Annotated in this window: 21 protein-coding genes; 18 read left to right on the top strand and 3 right to left on the bottom strand. The window is 51.7% G+C overall.

Features of this window, described 5'->3' with window-relative positions; all coding sequences use genetic code 11:
* Positions 1–43 precede the first annotated feature (43 nt).
* The 3 genes from KF749_07835 (at position 44) to KF749_07825 (ending at position 2,576) form a co-directional block, all read left to right on the top strand.
* The gene (locus KF749_07835; protein MBX2991065.1) at positions 44–376 is read left to right on the top strand and encodes a carboxymuconolactone decarboxylase family protein; all 333 of its coding nucleotides are present in this window, start codon (positions 44–46) and stop codon (positions 374–376) included.
* A complete protein-coding gene (locus KF749_07830) occupies positions 373–969 on the top strand; it encodes a molybdenum cofactor guanylyltransferase (protein MBX2991064.1) in 597 nt (198 codons plus the stop codon). The genes KF749_07835 and KF749_07830 overlap by 4 nt, the downstream gene beginning before the upstream one ends.
* A 104-nt stretch (positions 970–1,073) precedes the next feature.
* Entirely contained in the window at positions 1,074–2,576 is a 1,503-nt protein-coding gene (locus KF749_07825) for an outer membrane protein transport protein (protein ID MBX2991063.1), read from the top strand.
* 153 nt (positions 2,577–2,729) lie between these two features.
* Here KF749_07825 and KF749_07820 read toward each other — a convergent pair whose 3' ends face one another.
* Genes KF749_07820 through KF749_07810 form a run of 3 tightly spaced genes read right to left on the bottom strand, consistent with a single transcriptional unit; the run spans position 2,730 to position 5,667 of the window.
* Positions 2,730–3,737, bottom strand: coding sequence for a hypothetical protein (locus KF749_07820; GenBank protein ID MBX2991062.1), 1,008 nt, complete (start codon positions 3,735–3,737; stop codon positions 2,730–2,732).
* Between the two features lie 43 nt (positions 3,738–3,780).
* Complete coding sequence (locus KF749_07815; GenBank protein MBX2991061.1) at positions 3,781–5,145, bottom strand: hypothetical protein; 1,365 nt, start codon at positions 5,143–5,145, stop codon at positions 3,781–3,783.
* A 39-nt stretch (positions 5,146–5,184) separates the two neighbouring features.
* Complete coding sequence (locus tag KF749_07810) at positions 5,185–5,667, bottom strand: MarR family transcriptional regulator (GenBank protein ID MBX2991060.1); 483 nt, start codon at positions 5,665–5,667, stop codon at positions 5,185–5,187.
* A 253-nt stretch (positions 5,668–5,920) separates the two neighbouring features.
* Between KF749_07810 and KF749_07805 the strand changes: the two genes are divergently transcribed.
* The 15 genes from KF749_07805 (at position 5,921) to hypB (ending at position 16,362) form a co-directional block, all read left to right on the top strand.
* Positions 5,921–6,412: a hydrogenase maturation protease gene (locus KF749_07805; GenBank protein ID MBX2991059.1), complete on the top strand. Its 492-nt coding sequence runs from the start codon at positions 5,921–5,923 to the stop codon at positions 6,410–6,412.
* 5 nt (positions 6,413–6,417) lie between these two features.
* The gene (locus KF749_07800; GenBank protein MBX2991058.1) at positions 6,418–7,887 is read left to right on the top strand and encodes an aminotransferase class V-fold PLP-dependent enzyme; all 1,470 of its coding nucleotides are present in this window, start codon (positions 6,418–6,420) and stop codon (positions 7,885–7,887) included.
* 36 nt (positions 7,888–7,923) lie between these two features.
* Positions 7,924–8,532, top strand: coding sequence for a DUF3365 domain-containing protein (locus tag KF749_07795; GenBank protein ID MBX2991057.1), 609 nt, complete (start codon positions 7,924–7,926; stop codon positions 8,530–8,532).
* 183 nt (positions 8,533–8,715) lie between these two features.
* Positions 8,716–8,955 (top strand): zinc ribbon domain-containing protein, encoded by a 240-nt coding sequence (locus KF749_07790; protein ID MBX2991056.1) that lies wholly within the window; start codon positions 8,716–8,718, stop codon positions 8,953–8,955.
* Between the two features lie 16 nt (positions 8,956–8,971).
* Positions 8,972–9,184: a hypothetical protein gene (locus KF749_07785; protein ID MBX2991055.1), complete on the top strand. Its 213-nt coding sequence runs from the start codon at positions 8,972–8,974 to the stop codon at positions 9,182–9,184.
* A gap of 24 nt (positions 9,185–9,208) precedes the next feature.
* Entirely contained in the window at positions 9,209–9,358 is a 150-nt protein-coding gene (locus KF749_07780) for a rhodanese-like domain-containing protein (GenBank protein ID MBX2991054.1), read from the top strand.
* A gap of 1 nt (position 9,359) precedes the next feature.
* The gene (locus KF749_07775; GenBank protein MBX2991053.1) at positions 9,360–10,169 is read left to right on the top strand and encodes a hypothetical protein; all 810 of its coding nucleotides are present in this window, start codon (positions 9,360–9,362) and stop codon (positions 10,167–10,169) included.
* 241 nt (positions 10,170–10,410) lie between these two features.
* Complete coding sequence (locus tag KF749_07770; GenBank protein ID MBX2991052.1) at positions 10,411–11,049, top strand: hypothetical protein; 639 nt, start codon at positions 10,411–10,413, stop codon at positions 11,047–11,049.
* Positions 10,994–12,103 carry an AIPR family protein gene (locus KF749_07765; protein MBX2991051.1) on the top strand — a complete coding sequence of 370 codons (1,110 nt, stop codon included), beginning with the start codon at positions 10,994–10,996 and terminating at the stop codon, positions 12,101–12,103. Before KF749_07770 ends, KF749_07765 begins: the two co-directional genes overlap by 56 nt.
* Positions 12,104–12,319: 216 nt before the next feature.
* Positions 12,320–13,021 (top strand): DUF4386 domain-containing protein, encoded by a 702-nt coding sequence (locus KF749_07760; GenBank protein ID MBX2991050.1) that lies wholly within the window; start codon positions 12,320–12,322, stop codon positions 13,019–13,021.
* A gap of 43 nt (positions 13,022–13,064) precedes the next feature.
* Positions 13,065–13,565, top strand: a complete 501-nt coding sequence (locus KF749_07755) for a DUF2938 domain-containing protein (GenBank protein MBX2991049.1) — start codon at positions 13,065–13,067, stop codon at positions 13,563–13,565.
* Positions 13,566–13,783: 218 nt separating this feature from the next.
* Positions 13,784–15,055 carry a c-type cytochrome gene (locus tag KF749_07750; protein MBX2991048.1) on the top strand — a complete coding sequence of 424 codons (1,272 nt, stop codon included), beginning with the start codon at positions 13,784–13,786 and terminating at the stop codon, positions 15,053–15,055.
* 262 nt (positions 15,056–15,317) lie between these two features.
* Positions 15,318–15,551 (top strand): hydrogenase maturation nickel metallochaperone HypA, encoded by a 234-nt coding sequence (locus KF749_07745; protein ID MBX2991047.1) that lies wholly within the window; start codon positions 15,318–15,320, stop codon positions 15,549–15,551.
* Positions 15,515–15,676, top strand: a complete 162-nt coding sequence (locus KF749_07740; GenBank protein MBX2991046.1) for a hydrogenase maturation nickel metallochaperone HypA — start codon at positions 15,515–15,517, stop codon at positions 15,674–15,676. The genes KF749_07745 and KF749_07740 overlap by 37 nt, the downstream gene beginning before the upstream one ends.
* Positions 15,673–16,362: a hydrogenase nickel incorporation protein HypB gene (gene hypB / locus KF749_07735; protein ID MBX2991045.1), complete on the top strand. Its 690-nt coding sequence runs from the start codon at positions 15,673–15,675 to the stop codon at positions 16,360–16,362. The genes KF749_07740 and hypB overlap by 4 nt, the downstream gene beginning before the upstream one ends.
* The last annotated feature ends 8 nt before the right edge of the window (positions 16,363–16,370 follow it).

Below are 16,370 nucleotides of genomic sequence, written 5' to 3'. Positions count from 1 at the left end.
AAGAATTGTAACAGCCACTACCAACAATCATCGAGGAGCATATATGTCAAAACAAGCAATCCCCAAACGCTTTCTTGATTTCACGGCGAAGTACCCCGAAGTTGCCGAAGCGTACGAACGTCTCGGCAAAAAAGTCCACAGCGCAGGGCCGCTGACGGACAAGGAACGTGCGTTGGTCAAATTCGCCATCTCCATCGGAGCTCGGCTTGAAGGCGGCGCACATTCTCATGCACGAAAAGCGCTGGCGGCGGGAGTCAAGAAAGAGGAATTGTATCACGTTGCATTGCTTGCCATGCAAACCATCGGCTTCCCGTCGTCCATGGCGGCGATGAGCTGGACTGACGATGTGGTGAAAGGCAAGAAGAAGAAGAGATGATTCGAGAGACGGCTCTTGTCGGCTGCGTTCTTGCTGGAGGGAAAAGCACAAGAATGGGCAGCGACAAAGCTTTGTTGAAGTTCGGAAGTGTTACGTTGATTGAACGCTCTGTGGCGGTCCTGAAAAGCGTGTTCCCTTCTGTCGTCATTTCATCCGACCGCGTTGCGGAGCTTGATTTCCCCGGCATACCTGTTCTTCCAGATATCAGAAAGGATTGCGGCCCCCTTGGCGGAATCCATGCCGCGTTGACGCACACAAAGGCCGATTGCCTGTTTGTGTTAGCCTGTGATATGCCGTTCGTCTCGCCGGACTTGATACGCTATCTCATCTCCTCGGATCCCGATGCCGATGCTGTTGTTCCGTCATCAGGTGGAAGGGTGCATCCTTTGTGCGGGCTGTACTCACGCAACGGATTACCTGCCATCGAGCGGGCACTGGAACGCGGGAGCTACAAACTTCAGGATGTGTTGGGAGAACTGAAGACTGCGTTCGTTCCGATAACCTCCGATCTTCCGTTCTACAGGTCGTACCTGCTCGACAACCTGAATAGCGTCGAAGATGTTGAGCGTGCCCGGGACTCCGGAGAAGTGTGAATCGCGAGAATGGGGGAGCAGTACCGCCGATTTGAAGCTTCACGCGCAGGAAGTGTTTAGTACAAGTCACTGCGCACTTTCAGACAACACTCATAGGGAAACATATGTACGCTCGACAATACAGTACTCTCGTTTTGCTTCTTCTGGCTACAACGGTCGCGCTTGCGACAAACGGAACACGGATGATCGGATTCGATGCGCGCACCGTTGGACGCGGCGGTGCAAGCATTGGTATGTTCGATAATGGAGCGCTGCTCTATACGAACCCCGCCGGTATTTCCTTCCTCGGCAACTCGTTGCTGGACGGCAACTTCTCGCTCATGGTGCCCGGCCTCGACTTCTCGAACAGTATCAATGCCGCCAAGGGAAAAACGAACTACTTTCCGATAGTCAACATCTCATACATCAACAAAAATGAGACTGATTTCACTTGGGGGGCAGGGGCTTTTACACAGGGCGGGATGGGTGCCGATTTCACTCTCAACCACAATCTCTTCAGAGATCAGAACGGCAACTTCGTTCAACAGGAATATCATTCAAAACTCGCGGTGATGCAAGGTGGGCTCAGCGCGGCGTACAAGGTGACACCGGACTTTTCCGTTGGAGCAAGCGCCCATATCGTGTACAGCATGCTTGATTTCAAGATGCCCTACAGTTTGTCTCCCTCTGTTATGCAAGGAGTTGCAAACCCGCAAACGGGAATGACATTCGGGCAGATGTTTGCCGCTCCGCCGCAGATGGGTGGATTCGGATACACGGAGGTAACGGCCGCTGCTGCAATGGACAAGTTACGTGCGTTCGGCTTTTCCGGCAAAGTCGGCATTGCATGGAACGCAAATGAAAACATCACGCTGGGAGCAAGCTACACCTCGCCGTCACCTCTGACGTACAAGAACGGAAAGGCGACGATGGATATGACCTATCAGCTCAACGATGCATTCGGAAGGGCAGTGATGGGCGTGATGCAACAAAACCCCGGCATGACACCGGAGCAGGCACAGCAAGCTGTTATGGGAATGTTCACACAGCTCGGCATCGACATGTCCAAAGGCGTTGTGGCGGAGTATGATCTTGAGACAAAGCTGAAGTTTCCGCAATCCGTTGGCATAGGGGGAATGTTCAGGCTGGCCGGGAATATCCGTCTCGCGTTTGATTTTGAGTGGATTAATTGGAAGAATGCGTTTGATGAAATGACCTTGATATTGAAGAACGGAAACAACGCAAACATCAACCGCATGTTGGGCAATGACGGCAATTTCGAAATCAGCTTCCCGATGCTGTGGGAAGATTCATACTCGGCACGGCTCGGATTTGAAGTGGATGCAACAGACGTTTTGACTCTTCGGGTGGGAGGGGCCTTCGGTTCAAATCCGGTACCGGGTGTAACCGTGTTTCCGGTGTTTCCCGCTATTGTCGAGAACCATGTCATGGCTGGTCTAACGTATAAGCTTTCGCCGTCGTTTGCCGTGAATGCAGCGTACGAACACGCGTTCAACTATGCTCAGACTGCGCTCACGCCCAGTCTGCTTGCCGGCGAGTACAGCGGCAGCATGAGTCAGCTGAAAGAAAATATCTTCCACCTTTCCTTCTCGTGGACGATGCCGTAGTCCGGCGAAGGCTTGCGGTAAGTGTTCGAACAACGGTACTTCGAGGGAAGATGGTGGAGGGAATTCCTTGGGTCTTCCGCCACTGATCATCCTGTTAAACAAAAGGGCTGCATAGGCAGCCCTTTTTGATAATGTGCAGCGGTCCGGGATCGTTTATGGTCCCGTCACGTATGGATAGCCCATGATTTCTGCTGCTTTGAATGTAGTCATGTTCTTTGCTACCATCATATCGTAGATCATGGCATTGGCCCCGTACATCAGTGACTTGGCGTCGTACCCGAGGAGCCTTAGATAAGCCGCGATGAAGGAACTCGTTTGTCCGGTGTAGCAATACACTGCTATCGGCTTGTCGGTCGGGAGAGTCTTAAGGTTTGTGGCCAGTCGCAGATCCGATTTCGGGGTGTACTGAATTGCACCAGGAATATGACCCGGGTCAGTATACTCAGTCAATGGCCAGTAGTTCACGATGTAGTATCCCGTGAGGTTTCCGAACAACGTTGCGTTGGTAACAGTCGCCTCCGTATATCCTCTTGTGAGCAATGTGTCAATGCGGGCGGCGAGTATATCGGCACCGTTGGTTTTTCCTGTGCTGATGGTAGGCAGGTTGCCCGCTGCATTCTTTGCAGTCGATGTGGTAACAAATTGACCTGCCCTGGAGTTGCCTATGCTGGCAAGCCAGCGCGTTGTGGCAAAAACGCTGTCCCACGAACACATTCCAAACTTCAGAGATATGGCGTTGCTGTATCCGGCGAGTCTGAGTATTGACGTTGCGTATGCGGAGGTCTGACCCGTGTAGCACACGATGACAAGCCGGTTGTAGCTGGAAACATTGGCGACCGACTTCACATGTGTCATCAAACCGGCAAGCGCTACGTTGTGAGCACCTTGAATATGTCCGCCTTGGAAGTCGGCGCTTGAACGAAGGTCAATGATATACTGCGTCGGCGGTGTGGCGTTGAGGTCCTGATACACAGCAGAGGCGGCAACGACGGATGGGGCAGAGACGTTTATATAGTCGCCGTTTCCTTCGAGGTATTGAACAAGTACCTCGGCCTCATTGATCTGCGTCGGCGGTGTTGTTGTTGGTCCTTCATCTTTCTTGCAACTCGTGAGAAAGATTAATGGCAGCAGAAAAACGAGGAAATAGCGTGAATATTTCATGTATGTGTCCTTTCATTGTTGGTAAGTGATGAATAAAGAAGAATCACGGCGTACCCCAACTTGCAGGTAGCTTGCCATCTACAACCACCCCTGCGTTTGCCGGAATTTCCCAGCTTAGCAGATCTGAGTTGAAGAGATAGAGATGCTTGTTTCTGTACGTTCCGTTTTCGTTGATGATATGGCAATTATCGTAGCACGCACGTCCGGCTTCGACACGCGTCCTTGATGTCCACCGAAGAGTGTTGTGAGGCGTTGCATATTTGTAAGTAGGTCGAACATCAAAATTGGCCAGATTGGCAACCCCGTAATTCTGCCAGCTATCCGGAGCCATAAGTGCGCGGCGCAGGGTAGCGTATTTGAACGGGCGCGTGCCCGTGATGGGATTCATACCGATCTTGAATCCGAGATACGCAGGTACACGTGCCCCTGCACCCCCGACGTGGCAACTGCCGCAGTTGTTGTAGTCCTGTGAGTGGCACGTTTGGCAGTTGAAACTATTCATGTGTGCCGTATGGTAGGGATTGGAGTTTGCGATGTTTGAATGACATCCGGTACACCAGGGCAGAAATGCAACTTTATAACGCTGATTGTAGATGTTCCCGTCCCCATGTATCTCGGCGTTTGAATGACAATTCACACAGTGTCCGTCGCCCCATTTCGTCGAATGGACATCCGGTTGAGTGCCGCTGCCAATTCCAAAATATCCATGCCCGACACGACTCGAATGGCATGCGACGCAGTTTTCCCGCATATCCGGTCGCCGCTCAAACGAATGTCCGCGGAGTAAACCACCGCCGCCTGCTGTCGGCCGGTTGATGTGGCAATCGCCGCATTTTTCCGCGTGGCAACTTGCGCAGTGATTGTTGTAACCGGTTTTCAACGTTGCAGGCAAATCGTCGAATGAGTTTGCGCCGTATCGCAGAGTGACCATGCTTTTCTGCCCCCATCCGTTAGCGTGAAGACTTGAGGCATGGTTCTGAACGGTATTGTAATGGCACTGTGCGCACTTGGTTGCCGGACGTGCTGAAGGGTATTTTACGAAATCACCGGAATGGGCAACCTGCTTGTTGGAGGTGCTGTCAACACCGCCGTGGCAGTGTGTACACGCAATTTGTCCGTGAGTTGATGCCCGGAATTTTTGGAATCCGGCGCCGCCCAGGTACACTCTGTCGTACACTTCAATATGCGGAAACTCGCCTCCGCAACCGCCGCCGCCGCCTGATGTGTCGGGTGAGGCAATACGTTTCAACGTTGTGTAATCCGTATGACAACCGATGCATGATGCAATAGCCATGTCGGTGTCCGTTGTCGGGGGTGCAAGCGGACCCTCCGTTGATTTCTTGCTGCATCCCGAGCTCACAAGCATGATGAGCAGCAGAAAACACCCGCATTGCCAAATCTTGTTCATGTAATCCTCTCTTTCTTTACCGAATAGTGGACATCTTTACTAAGAGTGTTCATTGGAGGAAGTGCCAAGCCAGGACATAACCGATGTCAGGAGGTTTCTCAGACCTACGACGAGAGAATCATGCAACTCCACCGGAATTTCGGCGAGGAGTTCCTCGTGGATCTTCACATACCGGTCTTCCAATTGTCTGCTGAAACTCAGGCCTTTAGCGGTTAGCTCGACGATGATGTTTCTGCGGTCGAGAGGATCAATCATGCGCTTGAGGTAGCCGTTGTGCTCAAGGCTGGCAAGAATACGAGTCACACGGCTTGCAGAGAGATTGAGCCGTTCCACCAATGCACTTACGGGCATCTTGGCTTCTCCTCTGAAAACCCGCAGGCATCTGAATTCAGGAACCGTGGTCCGGAATTGATCCGCGAGTCGTTGTTCCTTTTCCTGGCAGTTGGCAAGAAGGCTGAAGGTTAAATCAGCAATCTCGCGGGCATAGTTAGTATTAGCACGGCGCGTCACTTTTTCCTCCATCAATAATTGTTAATAGCAAGTATTGTGCCTGGCAAATATAGAAAAAAATCTGATATTCTCTCAAGTCATCTTCAACGATCCTGAGACTTTTGCAGGGAACTTTCCCAATTCTGGGAACTCTCGGAAGAAGTCTCCTGCAAATGGGAAAACCCTATCGTTCTGCCGGTAGAATCGGCAAGAATACGCATGGATGCTGGCACATGAGTTGAAATGATTCCTTTGACAGTTGCTCATCGGAATTCGGAGACCTCACATGATACACGCGCATCGAAAAGTAGTAGTCGGAATCGGAGAAATCATAACAGGCGATCGCGGCTTGGGGAAACACGCGCTTCGTTTGCTGAAGCAGCGCCATCCGTCGAGAGACGATATCGAGTTTATCGAGGCGGGCATTGACTTCGACTTCCGATCGATTCTGGAAGAGAGCAGCCATCTGCTGATTCTTGACGCTGCCGATATCGGGCGGATTCCGGGAACGATCATCGAGTTGGCGGGACACGACATTACCCTGTTCGGCGGGTTCCGGCTCCTCGCGCATCAGCATGATCTCCTTGACCTGTTTGAGGACGTGCATCAAAAGGGAACGCTGCCGGAGTATCTGCACTTCATCGGTATGCAGCCGAATCACTACACTCCGGGTTTCTCTCTCAGCAAGGAAGTGTGTCTTGCCATGCCCGCCTACCTGCACAGCGCGGGCGTTGTGTTGCGTGCCTGGCCGTCACTGCATGAAACGCTGCACACCTGAGCAGGATGATGAACTCCAACGACATTCACGCATTGACGAATGAGAGAGGGAGTTCCCCAGCTGATTGCGGGCGCGTGCATCAATCCTTCGATGAATTTCTGGAGGAGAATCCCGCGTACATCAAGACGGGCATTCTTGATGAATTCCGCGAGAAGGAGTTTACGCGACTCGACAAACTGGGTCAGGTCTATGTGGATTATACGGGCGGCGGCTTGTACGCCGACTGCCAGCTCGCACAACATCTGGCGATGCTGAAAGATCATGTGTACGGTAATCCGCACTCCCACAGTCCTTCCTCTCTCGCTTCAACCGAAATGGATGAACATGCGAGAAGGTATGTTCTCGAATACTTCAACGCATCGCCCGACGAGTACGTCGCCATCTTCACGCCGAATGCGAGCGGCGCGCTGAAGCTTGTCGGCGAAGCGTACCCGTTCTGTCAGCAATCGCGATACATGCTCACGTTCGACAATCACAACGCGGTCAACGGCGTGCGTGAGTTTGCCCGGGCGAAGGGGGCTGCCATTACCTACATTCCCGTCATCGCGCCCGATCTGCGTATTGACAGCGAACAACTCATGCAACAGTTGGAGAAACCGAACCCGGCGGGAAACAATCTGTTTGTGTATCCGGCGCAATCCAACTTTTCAGGCGTTCAGCATTCTTTGGACTGGATTCAACGGGCGCAGTCAAAAGGGTGGGATGTGGTGGTGGATGCAGCGGCGTTTGTCCCGACCAACAGACTGGACTTGAGCAAGTATCATCCCGATTTTGTTCCGCTCTCATTCTACAAAATGTTCGGCTACCCGACGGGAGTAGGGTGTCTTATTGCGCGGAAGTCCGCATTGAAAAAACTCCATCGCCCCTGGTTCTCCGGCGGCACAATCGAAGTTGTTTCTGTGCAGGCCGATAAGTATTATTTTGCCGAAGGTGACAGGGCGTTCGAGGACGGGACAATCAACTATCTGAACTTGCCCGCCGTGGAAATCGGGCTCCGGTTTCTTGCCGGGGCAGGGATTGATACGATTCACGACAGAGTTGTATTGCTCACGGGGTGGTTCCTGAACGGCATTCTCTCGCTCCGTCATTCCAACGGAATGCCGCTGGTTGAAGTGTACGGCCCGCGTGACACGACTGCGCGGGGCGGCACCGTTGCCCTGAATTTCCACGACCCCGACGGCAACCTGTTCAATTTTCATACGGTGGAAGATCAGGCCGCCCGTCTGAATATCTCGCTTCGCACAGGTTGCTTCTGCAATCCGGGCGCGGGAGAGATAGCCTTCGGCTTGACGCAAAATGATATGCGCGAGTGTTTCAGCAACGAAGAACGGAGTTCCTTCGAGCAATGTATCGTTGCGGTAAAAGGGAAAACAGCAGGAGCTGTCCGCATCTCGTTCGGACTCGCCACAAACTTCGCCGATGTGTATCGCGTACTGCAATTTGTGAAATCGTTTCTCGATACTTCTGCGCGATAGCGCATCCATTCCACAACCAATCATACGGAGGACAACATGAGCAGCATCCGGCCGTTGCTGACAAGTTGTATGTGCCCCGTCGTTCTTCTTGCCGCACCATCGTTCTCCCAACCTGTTCAGATGGATTCCGCGGCCGCCCTTCAGCATAGTCGCGAAGCGGCAAAAAAGCTGCTGACAACCATGCGCATTCTCCTCTCACAACAACTCGCGGCAGGCGGTGCTGTACGCGCCATCGATGTGTGCGCCGATAGTGCCCAGGTTGTCGGAGAGAGATTGCAGGAGCAGCTCGGGGTTTCCATCCGGCGTGTGAGCGTTAAATGGAGGAACCCGAAGAACATTCCCGACGCGTTTGAAAGTGCAGAACTGAAAAAGTTTGCCGAATTGAAAAAAGCCGGGAAGCTTTCCGACACGTCGGAGTTCTATCAGGTTGTGACAGAGAATGATGTCAGAACGTTCCGCTACATGAGGCCGATTATGATCGGCGACATGTGCCTCTCGTGTCACGGGGGCCGCGAGAAGATGAGAGACCTGATTTACAGCTCGATCCAACAGCGTTACCCGAACGACAAGGCCGTTGACTACAAGGCGGGCGAACTCCGCGGCGCCGTGAGCGTGAAAATCCCGCTGGACGGGCAGAAACGCTGATCTGAAGTCCGATAGAGAGATGTCAAACAGCATTTCTTGTTGTAGGGACACGGCTCCGCCGTGTCCAGGATATTGAGATGGTGTCGGACTTCTATGCCGGATTTCGGACGCTGACCCCTATCTTGAAATCCTGCATCAAATTCGGTAAGGTTTACTACGCCCAATTCCAAGGAGATGTTGTTTATGCCGATTTATGACTATCGCTGTAAAGAATGCAGTACCACGTACGATGTGTTCCACAAAGTTCGTGAGATAGAAGAAGATGTCGTGTGTCCCGCGTGCGGCTCCACCGGCCACATCCGGCTTCTTTCCGCGCCGAACGTTTCCACAGGCAGCAGTACAGGCGGATTTAACTATTCCGATGCGCCGTCGTGCGAAACTCCGGGCGGCTGTTGCGGCGGCGGAAGTTGCGGCATAAACTGACACGACAAGGCTGAGAATGGAAACATCACAGATTATTTTCTACGGTCTTGCTGCGCTTCTGCTGGTTCTGTATATCAAGCGGATGCTGCTCCTGCGTTCGCTGAAGAAATACACTCCCGCCGAAGTTGCAGAGAAGATGAAAAGCAACGCCATTGTTCTGCTCGATGTCCGCACGGCGGATGAGCGGAGCCGGAGTGCCATCAAAGGCTCCGCATATTCCCCCGCATGAGTTGGGCGGCGGCGGGAGAAGGAGTTGGAGAAGTACAAGAGCCGCGAGATTATCCGTTACTGCGCTACCGGAAGTTGCAGCGGATCGGCGGTGGCGACGCTCAGCAAGTTAGGCTACACCGCCGCCAACATGAGCGGCGGAATCGGGGAATGGAATCTCTCCGGCCTGAAGTAACATGAATTCCACCGGCATCGGCATACTTCCTCTTCTCATCCTCCTCAGTGCCGCCGGGTGCAAAGACAAAACGACTTCCGTCAACGATACGATTGAGACAGACGGATTGGTGAAGGGATTCGTGAAAACCGCCGCAACGGAATTGCCCATCGACGGCGCGCAGACTTCCACAGTCCCCGCCACTGTTGCGCAAACAACCGATGCGCAGGGGCGGTTCATGTTCCGCATTGAGCAGACAGGAAGCTACCAGCTTCACGCATCAAAGCATCCCTTCAATGCATCCTCCGCCGGCATTGACGTGCGTGCCAACATCGCCACGCCTGCAGTAACATTACTGCTTCGCCTCGCGCATCCGCAGTATCTGGAGATCGTGCTGACGGATGTTGCCGATACCTCGCTGCGTGTCACCGCGCGGGCGTACGATCCCGACGGGATGGGGCCGGTTCCTGCAACGTCACAGCCGCTCAGGATTGACGCCGGACGTGTGTACACGGGCAGCGTCTCCGTGTGGCGGGGCGGAATACGCGACTCGTTGATGGATGCGGAACTCGACAGGTCCCGCGACGCGTATCGCTTCACGTACAGCATCGAAAATTTCCCTGCCGGTCGTGTTGTGGTCGCAAACCTGAACCGCGACAACCGTGCGGCGGAGTTCGGCAGTACGTTCACGATAACCACCACCGCAGGCTCGGGCGTGAACGGAACCCTCCGGGTGGGACTCCGCTTCCACCCCTCGCTCACAAAAGGCGGACTGAACTACGAGGATGATTTCCTCGTCCCTTTCCCGCTCATGCTCATCGGTTCAAACTGACCCCCCCTCTGTTTGACTTTCCCTGCGTTTCTCGCTAACTTGCCCCAACGCCGCCGGGGGAGAGTGAACTTTTCGCGTGGGGCGGCGAACCAAGAAAGAATCTACAAGCGAAATATACGCAACGCGGTTATTCCGTAAGAATGAAAATAAATGCAGTGCGTTTTTGACGTAGTTGCCCGCAATTATTTGGCGCCCGTGGTAACTCTAAACTAATTACAAAAAACAAACAGAAAAAATACAAATGGCAAGACCTCAAGTAAATCACATCAAACAAGCGTTAGACAATTTGTTTACTGGCAAAATTGACTTGACGGATATTGTAAATTCAAGACCAGAGGATTTAACACGACAATTTCATTCACGAGCATTAGCAGCTTACTCGTTACATATTCTTGCTTCGGTTCCTGTTGACGAGGCAGCAAAGTCAATCACAGACAGCTATGATGATAATGGAATTGATGCAGTTTATTTTGATGAGCAACAAAACACAATTTATCTTGTTCAATCAAAAATGATTGATGAAGGAAATGGAGAGCCCGACACAGGCGATATGAATAAGTTTGCCAAAGGAATCACTGACTTAATTGAAGAAAGATACGACCGTTTCAATATCAAGATTCAGAATAAACTTCCGATAATTAAAGATGCCTTCAATGAAAGTCAAATTAAACTCAATATTGTTTTAGCATATACAGGAAAAGGTTTTGCAGTTCATAATCAGAGAATAATTAGCGACCTAATAAATTTTCTCAATGAATCAACCGAGTGGGCATTTTTTACCGACTTTAATTTAAAAGCAGCACACGATTCTTTGAATACAGTTCTTGCCAGGGAGGCCAATAGAGAGCGAAGTAACACTTTCAAATTGGGGAGCTATTGATGAACCATTTGTTGCTTACTACGGACAAATATCCGCTTATGACTTAGCAACGCTTTGGAAGAATCACAGGAAAAAACTTTTCACCGAGAACATCAGAAATTTTATTGGCTTATCCGACATTAACACTGGTATTCTAAAAACAATTGAAATCGAACCAGAAAAATTTATTTACTTCAATAATGGTGTGACAATTCTTTGCAACACAGTTAATCCACTGCCAGCGAAAACAGTTGGCAAAACCACAGGGCTTTTTGATTGTAAAGGATTGACAATTATCAACGGAGCTCAAACTGTTGGTAGTTTAGGCATTGCACTTGACAGGTTCCCTGATAAGTTACAAAAAAGTAAAGTATTTGTGCGACTTATTCCACTTTCAAATGCTCCTGAGAATTTTGGCAATAGCATAACAATAGCATCAAATACTCAGAACAAAATTGAGAAAAGAGACTTCGTAACGCTTGACCCAGAGCAACAGCGATTAAGAACAGAACTACTTTTGACAAATATCAATTATCACTACAAAAGGACAGACGAAGTCATTCCTTACGATGAAACCAATTGCACATTGGAAGAAGCAACGGTTGCTCTTGCTTGTGCGACAACAGAAACAACACACGCTGTAACTGCGAAGAGAGAAATAGGACGGCTTTGGGATGATATTTCTAAGCCACCATACAAAGATATCTTTAATGAAAACCTGAAGGTTGATAAACTTTGGAGATGTATAAAAATTTATAGAGCAGTTTCAAAATACTTGAATGAATTAAGGCAAACGAAAACAGGAAGGGAAAGAAGTATTTGCACATACGGAAATTACTTTATTCTCAACTCCGTCATTAATCAAACTCCAGTAGAAATTCTTATGAATCCATCAGCAGACTTTGCCGCATTTTTCAATGACACATTGCCAACACTCATTCAAGAACGGACTGCAAAGACAATTGAAGTAACGGAAACAAATTATCCGAACGCTCTAATTCACCAACTATTTAGGAACTATACGAGATGCAAAGACCTTCAAACAATAATGACAGCGGCCCCGCAAGAAATATAACTGCGGGCAACATGGTATTTGCGACAAGCGGGGCTGCGGTTCTTCGGATGAAGTGAAATGCAAGAGGAAATTAGCTACCCTCGTATCAGTGGGCGGTGCGATAATCCCCGCCTGCGCAAATACCTGTACGTTATGCAAAACGCCCAAAGCCAGTAGGGTTTATCAATGTGAAACAAGTAACGTACATTTGAACTATCACAACCAAAAGGAAACCGTATGCCTTCCCATAGAAAAACGTCGCTGATCTTTGGGCTGTTCTTCGCCGGCACCTTCATATTCTCGATCCCGGCACTCCTTTTTTACGACCCTTTGTTCAATGACGCCGGCTATATCCTCGGCGGAGGGTTCGACACGCGCATCTCCATGGGCGCCCTCTTCGAGATCCTTCTTGCCATCTGCAACATCGCGACTGCGATCGTCATCTTCCCAATAGTCAAGCGAGTCAAGGAATCCGTTGCGCTCGGCTACGTCGCGGTGCGCATCGTGGAGTCGGTGATCATTCTCGCGGGCGTTACCAGCTTGATGTCGATCGTGACGTTACGGGCCAACTTCGTGCCGGGCGGTGACACTGAAGCTCTCATCATGGCCGGCAGGTCTCTGCTGGCGTTCCACGATTGGACGTTCCTGCTTGGGCCGCAGTTCTGTGCAGGCTTCGGGACCGGATTGCTGTTTGGGTATCTGATGTACCGGTCGGGGCTCCTCCCACGGCGCATGGCGCTGCTTGGGCTCATCGGCGGACCGCTCGCGTTTCTTGGTGGAGTGCTGGTGCTGTTCGATGTCCTGAAGCCGATGAGCGCCGGACTGTTTGCTCTCACAGCTCTTGAAATTGCGTGGGAACTTTCGATCATATTCTACACCATCATCAAGGGCTTCAGGCCGTCTCCTGCACTCGACGCATACAGCCAGAGCGAGCTTTGATAGTGAAGCGGATGAGACGGCTCGTTTCAAACCGGAGCTGAAGATGGAAGCACACTTTTTCCTTGGTACAATCGCCATCGGGTTCGGCGCAACCCTCCTCGTGGACCTCTGGAATCTTTTCCTGAGAAGTATGTTCAGCATCCGATCACTCGACTATTGTTTGCTGGGCCGCTGGCTTTGTCACATGCCACAGGGTGTCTTCCGGCATGTGAGAATTACTGATGCACCGCAAAAGCCCTTTGAGTGTGCGGTCGGCTGGAGTGCGCACTACACCATTGGTATTATGCTTGCGCTGGTGTTCGTCTTTGCATCAGGCGACTGGATTGTGCGACCAACGTTGCTGCCTGCGCTGCTCTACGGCATTGGCACTGTGGTGTTCCCGCTCTTCGTCTTGCAGCCTGCTTTCGGGTTGGGCATTGCTTCATCCAAAACCCCCAATCCATCGCAAGCCAGGTTGAAGAGCCTGATGACGCATACCATATTCGGAGTCGGGTTGTGGGTATGTGCACTTGGTGTGAGCTACTTTCTGCAGGTTCGTGCCTAACAACGGCATGGAACGGGTAGCTTTGGGCGCTTCGCATAACACGCCGCACCACGTCGCGCACTCATTTGGTAACCCGATGCTGAATCATCTGTTGCGCCTTATTCAACCTATTCCTACACAAAAATGTGGGCTCCAATCTGCTTCTGCCTTCGTATAATACGGGAAGAAACATCCTGCCGTTCGCTGCAATCATAATGTCATAAGTAAAGGTACATGGTATGAGCATACTCCGTAGTGTGTTGAAGACTGGCGGTATCGTTGTGGGTGCCCTCGTGTTGATTTTTCTCGGCGTTGCCGGTTACGCTTCCCTCCGGTGGGACAAGAACGTGGACCGGCGGATTCCGGCAATGACTGCGAAGGCTGATTCGGCGACCCTTGCCCGCGGCGAGTTCCTGTTCACAACCGGCATCGGCTGCTGGCAATGTCACGGCCACGACGGTGACAAAGCTCCACCGAGCGGCGGAATGAAGTTCGACCTCACGGTGCTCAGTCCGAGCTTAGGCGTGTACTACGCCGCCAACATCACACCCGATGTCGAAACAGGCATCGGCGGCTGGACGGATGGCGAGATTGTCCGGGCGATACGCGAGGGCATCAGCAAAGACGGACGGGTTCTGTTTCCCATCATGCCGGTGGATCCGCTGAGCGGACTTGCAGATGACGACGTGCTTGCGCTTGTTGCGTACCTGCGTACGTTGCCGCCGGTAAAAAACAAAGTCCCAGCCCGCGAACCCTCGTTGTTCGCCAAAACACTCATGACACTCGGCGTCATCGGTCCGATGAAGGAACAGACGGAACCGATTGTTGCCCCGGAGCGTGCCATGACGGCAAAGTACGGTGAGTATGTTGCCAAGCACGCCTCACTCTGCTCGGATTGCCACACGCCGCGCAATTTACAAGACGGGTCATTCTATTATGACAGCCTGCTTGCCGGAAGCTCGTTTCAGTTCGGCGCGGATGATGGCTCACCTGTGCTTTCCTTCGCACCAAACATCACGCCCGACGTTGAAACCGGCATCGGCAAATGGACGGAAGAGGAGTTCATGAGAATGCTCCGTACCGGCGTCGGCCCCGACGGGAAAGTACGGTCGAAGCATATGCCCTACGCGTACTACGGCTTGTGGGATACGCTCGAACTGAAGGCCGTGTACACATACCTCCGTTCAATTCCATCGGTTCGCCGCACAACACCGCCGACGGAATACGCCGGCGACGCGCTTTCCTCCGACCAGCTTGTAAAAGGGAAAGGAATTTTCAACTCAACGTGCAGCGCTTGTCACGGTGCGGAAGGGAAGGGCGCAGCGCCGACCAACGTCGTGATGGCGGAAGTTACTCCGAGCCTGACCGACGACGAGCTGACTGAATTCATCACCGAAGGCACTGAAGGCCTGCGCATGCCGGGATTTGCCAAAACTCTTTCGAAGGATGAATTGAAGATGGTAGTAACGTATATCCGGTCGTGGGAACATCCCGCAGTGGCGTCGAAGTAACGGGCAGTGCGGAACGAAAGCGTTCCACGTCATCGATTGATCCCGCCTCTCTAATGTAACCCCGCATCCAGCGGGGTTTTTGTTTTCATGCCAGCTATTTGTTCTCTCACTTCCCTCTCCCAAATCTGACAGAAGCCCGTTTTCGGTGTCCCAATTCTGGGAATAAATCTGTCAAAATCATCGTATTCCGGCCATTTTGCGGGGCATAGATGTTGCAATTCTAAGGGCAAGCACAGATTTACTTTCTGTTGAAAGTTTCATCATGCACGAACTCTCGATAGCCGAAAGCATCGTTGACATCATCCGTCAATACTTCGAGGAGAAGGAACTCCCGCGTGTGTACGATGTGTCGGTAAAGATCGGAGCGCTTGCGGGTGTTGTGCCCGATTCGCTGGAGTTCAGCTTTGCCGCAATCACGGCTGATACGCCTTTACCGAATAGCGACTGCGGATTGTGTCTGTGCCGTTTGTTATTCATTGCAACGAATGCGGCGTAACATCGGAACCCGACAGTCCGATTGCCATTTGTCCCCGATGCAGCGGCATGGCAACGCAAACGCTTTCAGGGACAGAGTTGCAGGTGGCAGAAATTGAAGTACAAGAACCCGAGGAGGCACCATGAGTGTCATTACGATTGAACGAAAAGTGTTGGAGAAGAACGACGAGCTTGCACGTCAAAACCGGACGCTGTTCGCCTCGCGCAACATCTTCACCATCAACATGGTCAGTTCTCCCGGCGCAGGCAAGACGAGTCTTGTGGAGAAGACGCTGGAACTGCTGAAAGGGAAACTGAACATCGCCGTTGTTGAAGGAGATGTGCAGACGGATTTCGATGCACAGCGAGTTGCGAAGTACGGCGTCCCTGTCGTTCAGATCGTGACGAACGGCGGCTGCCATCTTGAAGCGAAGCTTGTGCAGGATGCGCTGCAGAATCTCGATCTTACCGACATTCAACTTCTGATTATCGAGAATGTCGGTAATCTCGTCTGCCCGGCGAATTATGACTTGGGAGAAGAGATGAAAGTGGTTGTTGCCAGTACTACCGAGGGGGACGACAAGCCGCTGAAATATCCGGGGATGTTCCGGAATGCGTCGGTGTTGATTATCAACAAAACAGACTTGCTGCCTTATCTACCGTGTAACGTTGATGAGTTGAAGCGGAACGCGCTCAGCATCAATCCCTCACTCATCATCTTTGAAACTTCCTGCACAACAGGGCAAGGGATTGATGAGTGGTGTGCCTGGCTCACGACCAAGGCTTTTCAACACAAAGGCACAAGGTCACACGAAGTTTCACGAAGAAAATAGAATAGGTA

This window comes from Bacteroidota bacterium (assembly GCA_019637975.1).
Taxonomy (GTDB): domain Bacteria; phylum Bacteroidota; class Ignavibacteria; order UBA10030; family UBA6906; genus CAADGV01.
Note: the sequence above shows the minus strand (reverse complement) of the source record. Positions and strands in the feature narration are given on the sequence as shown.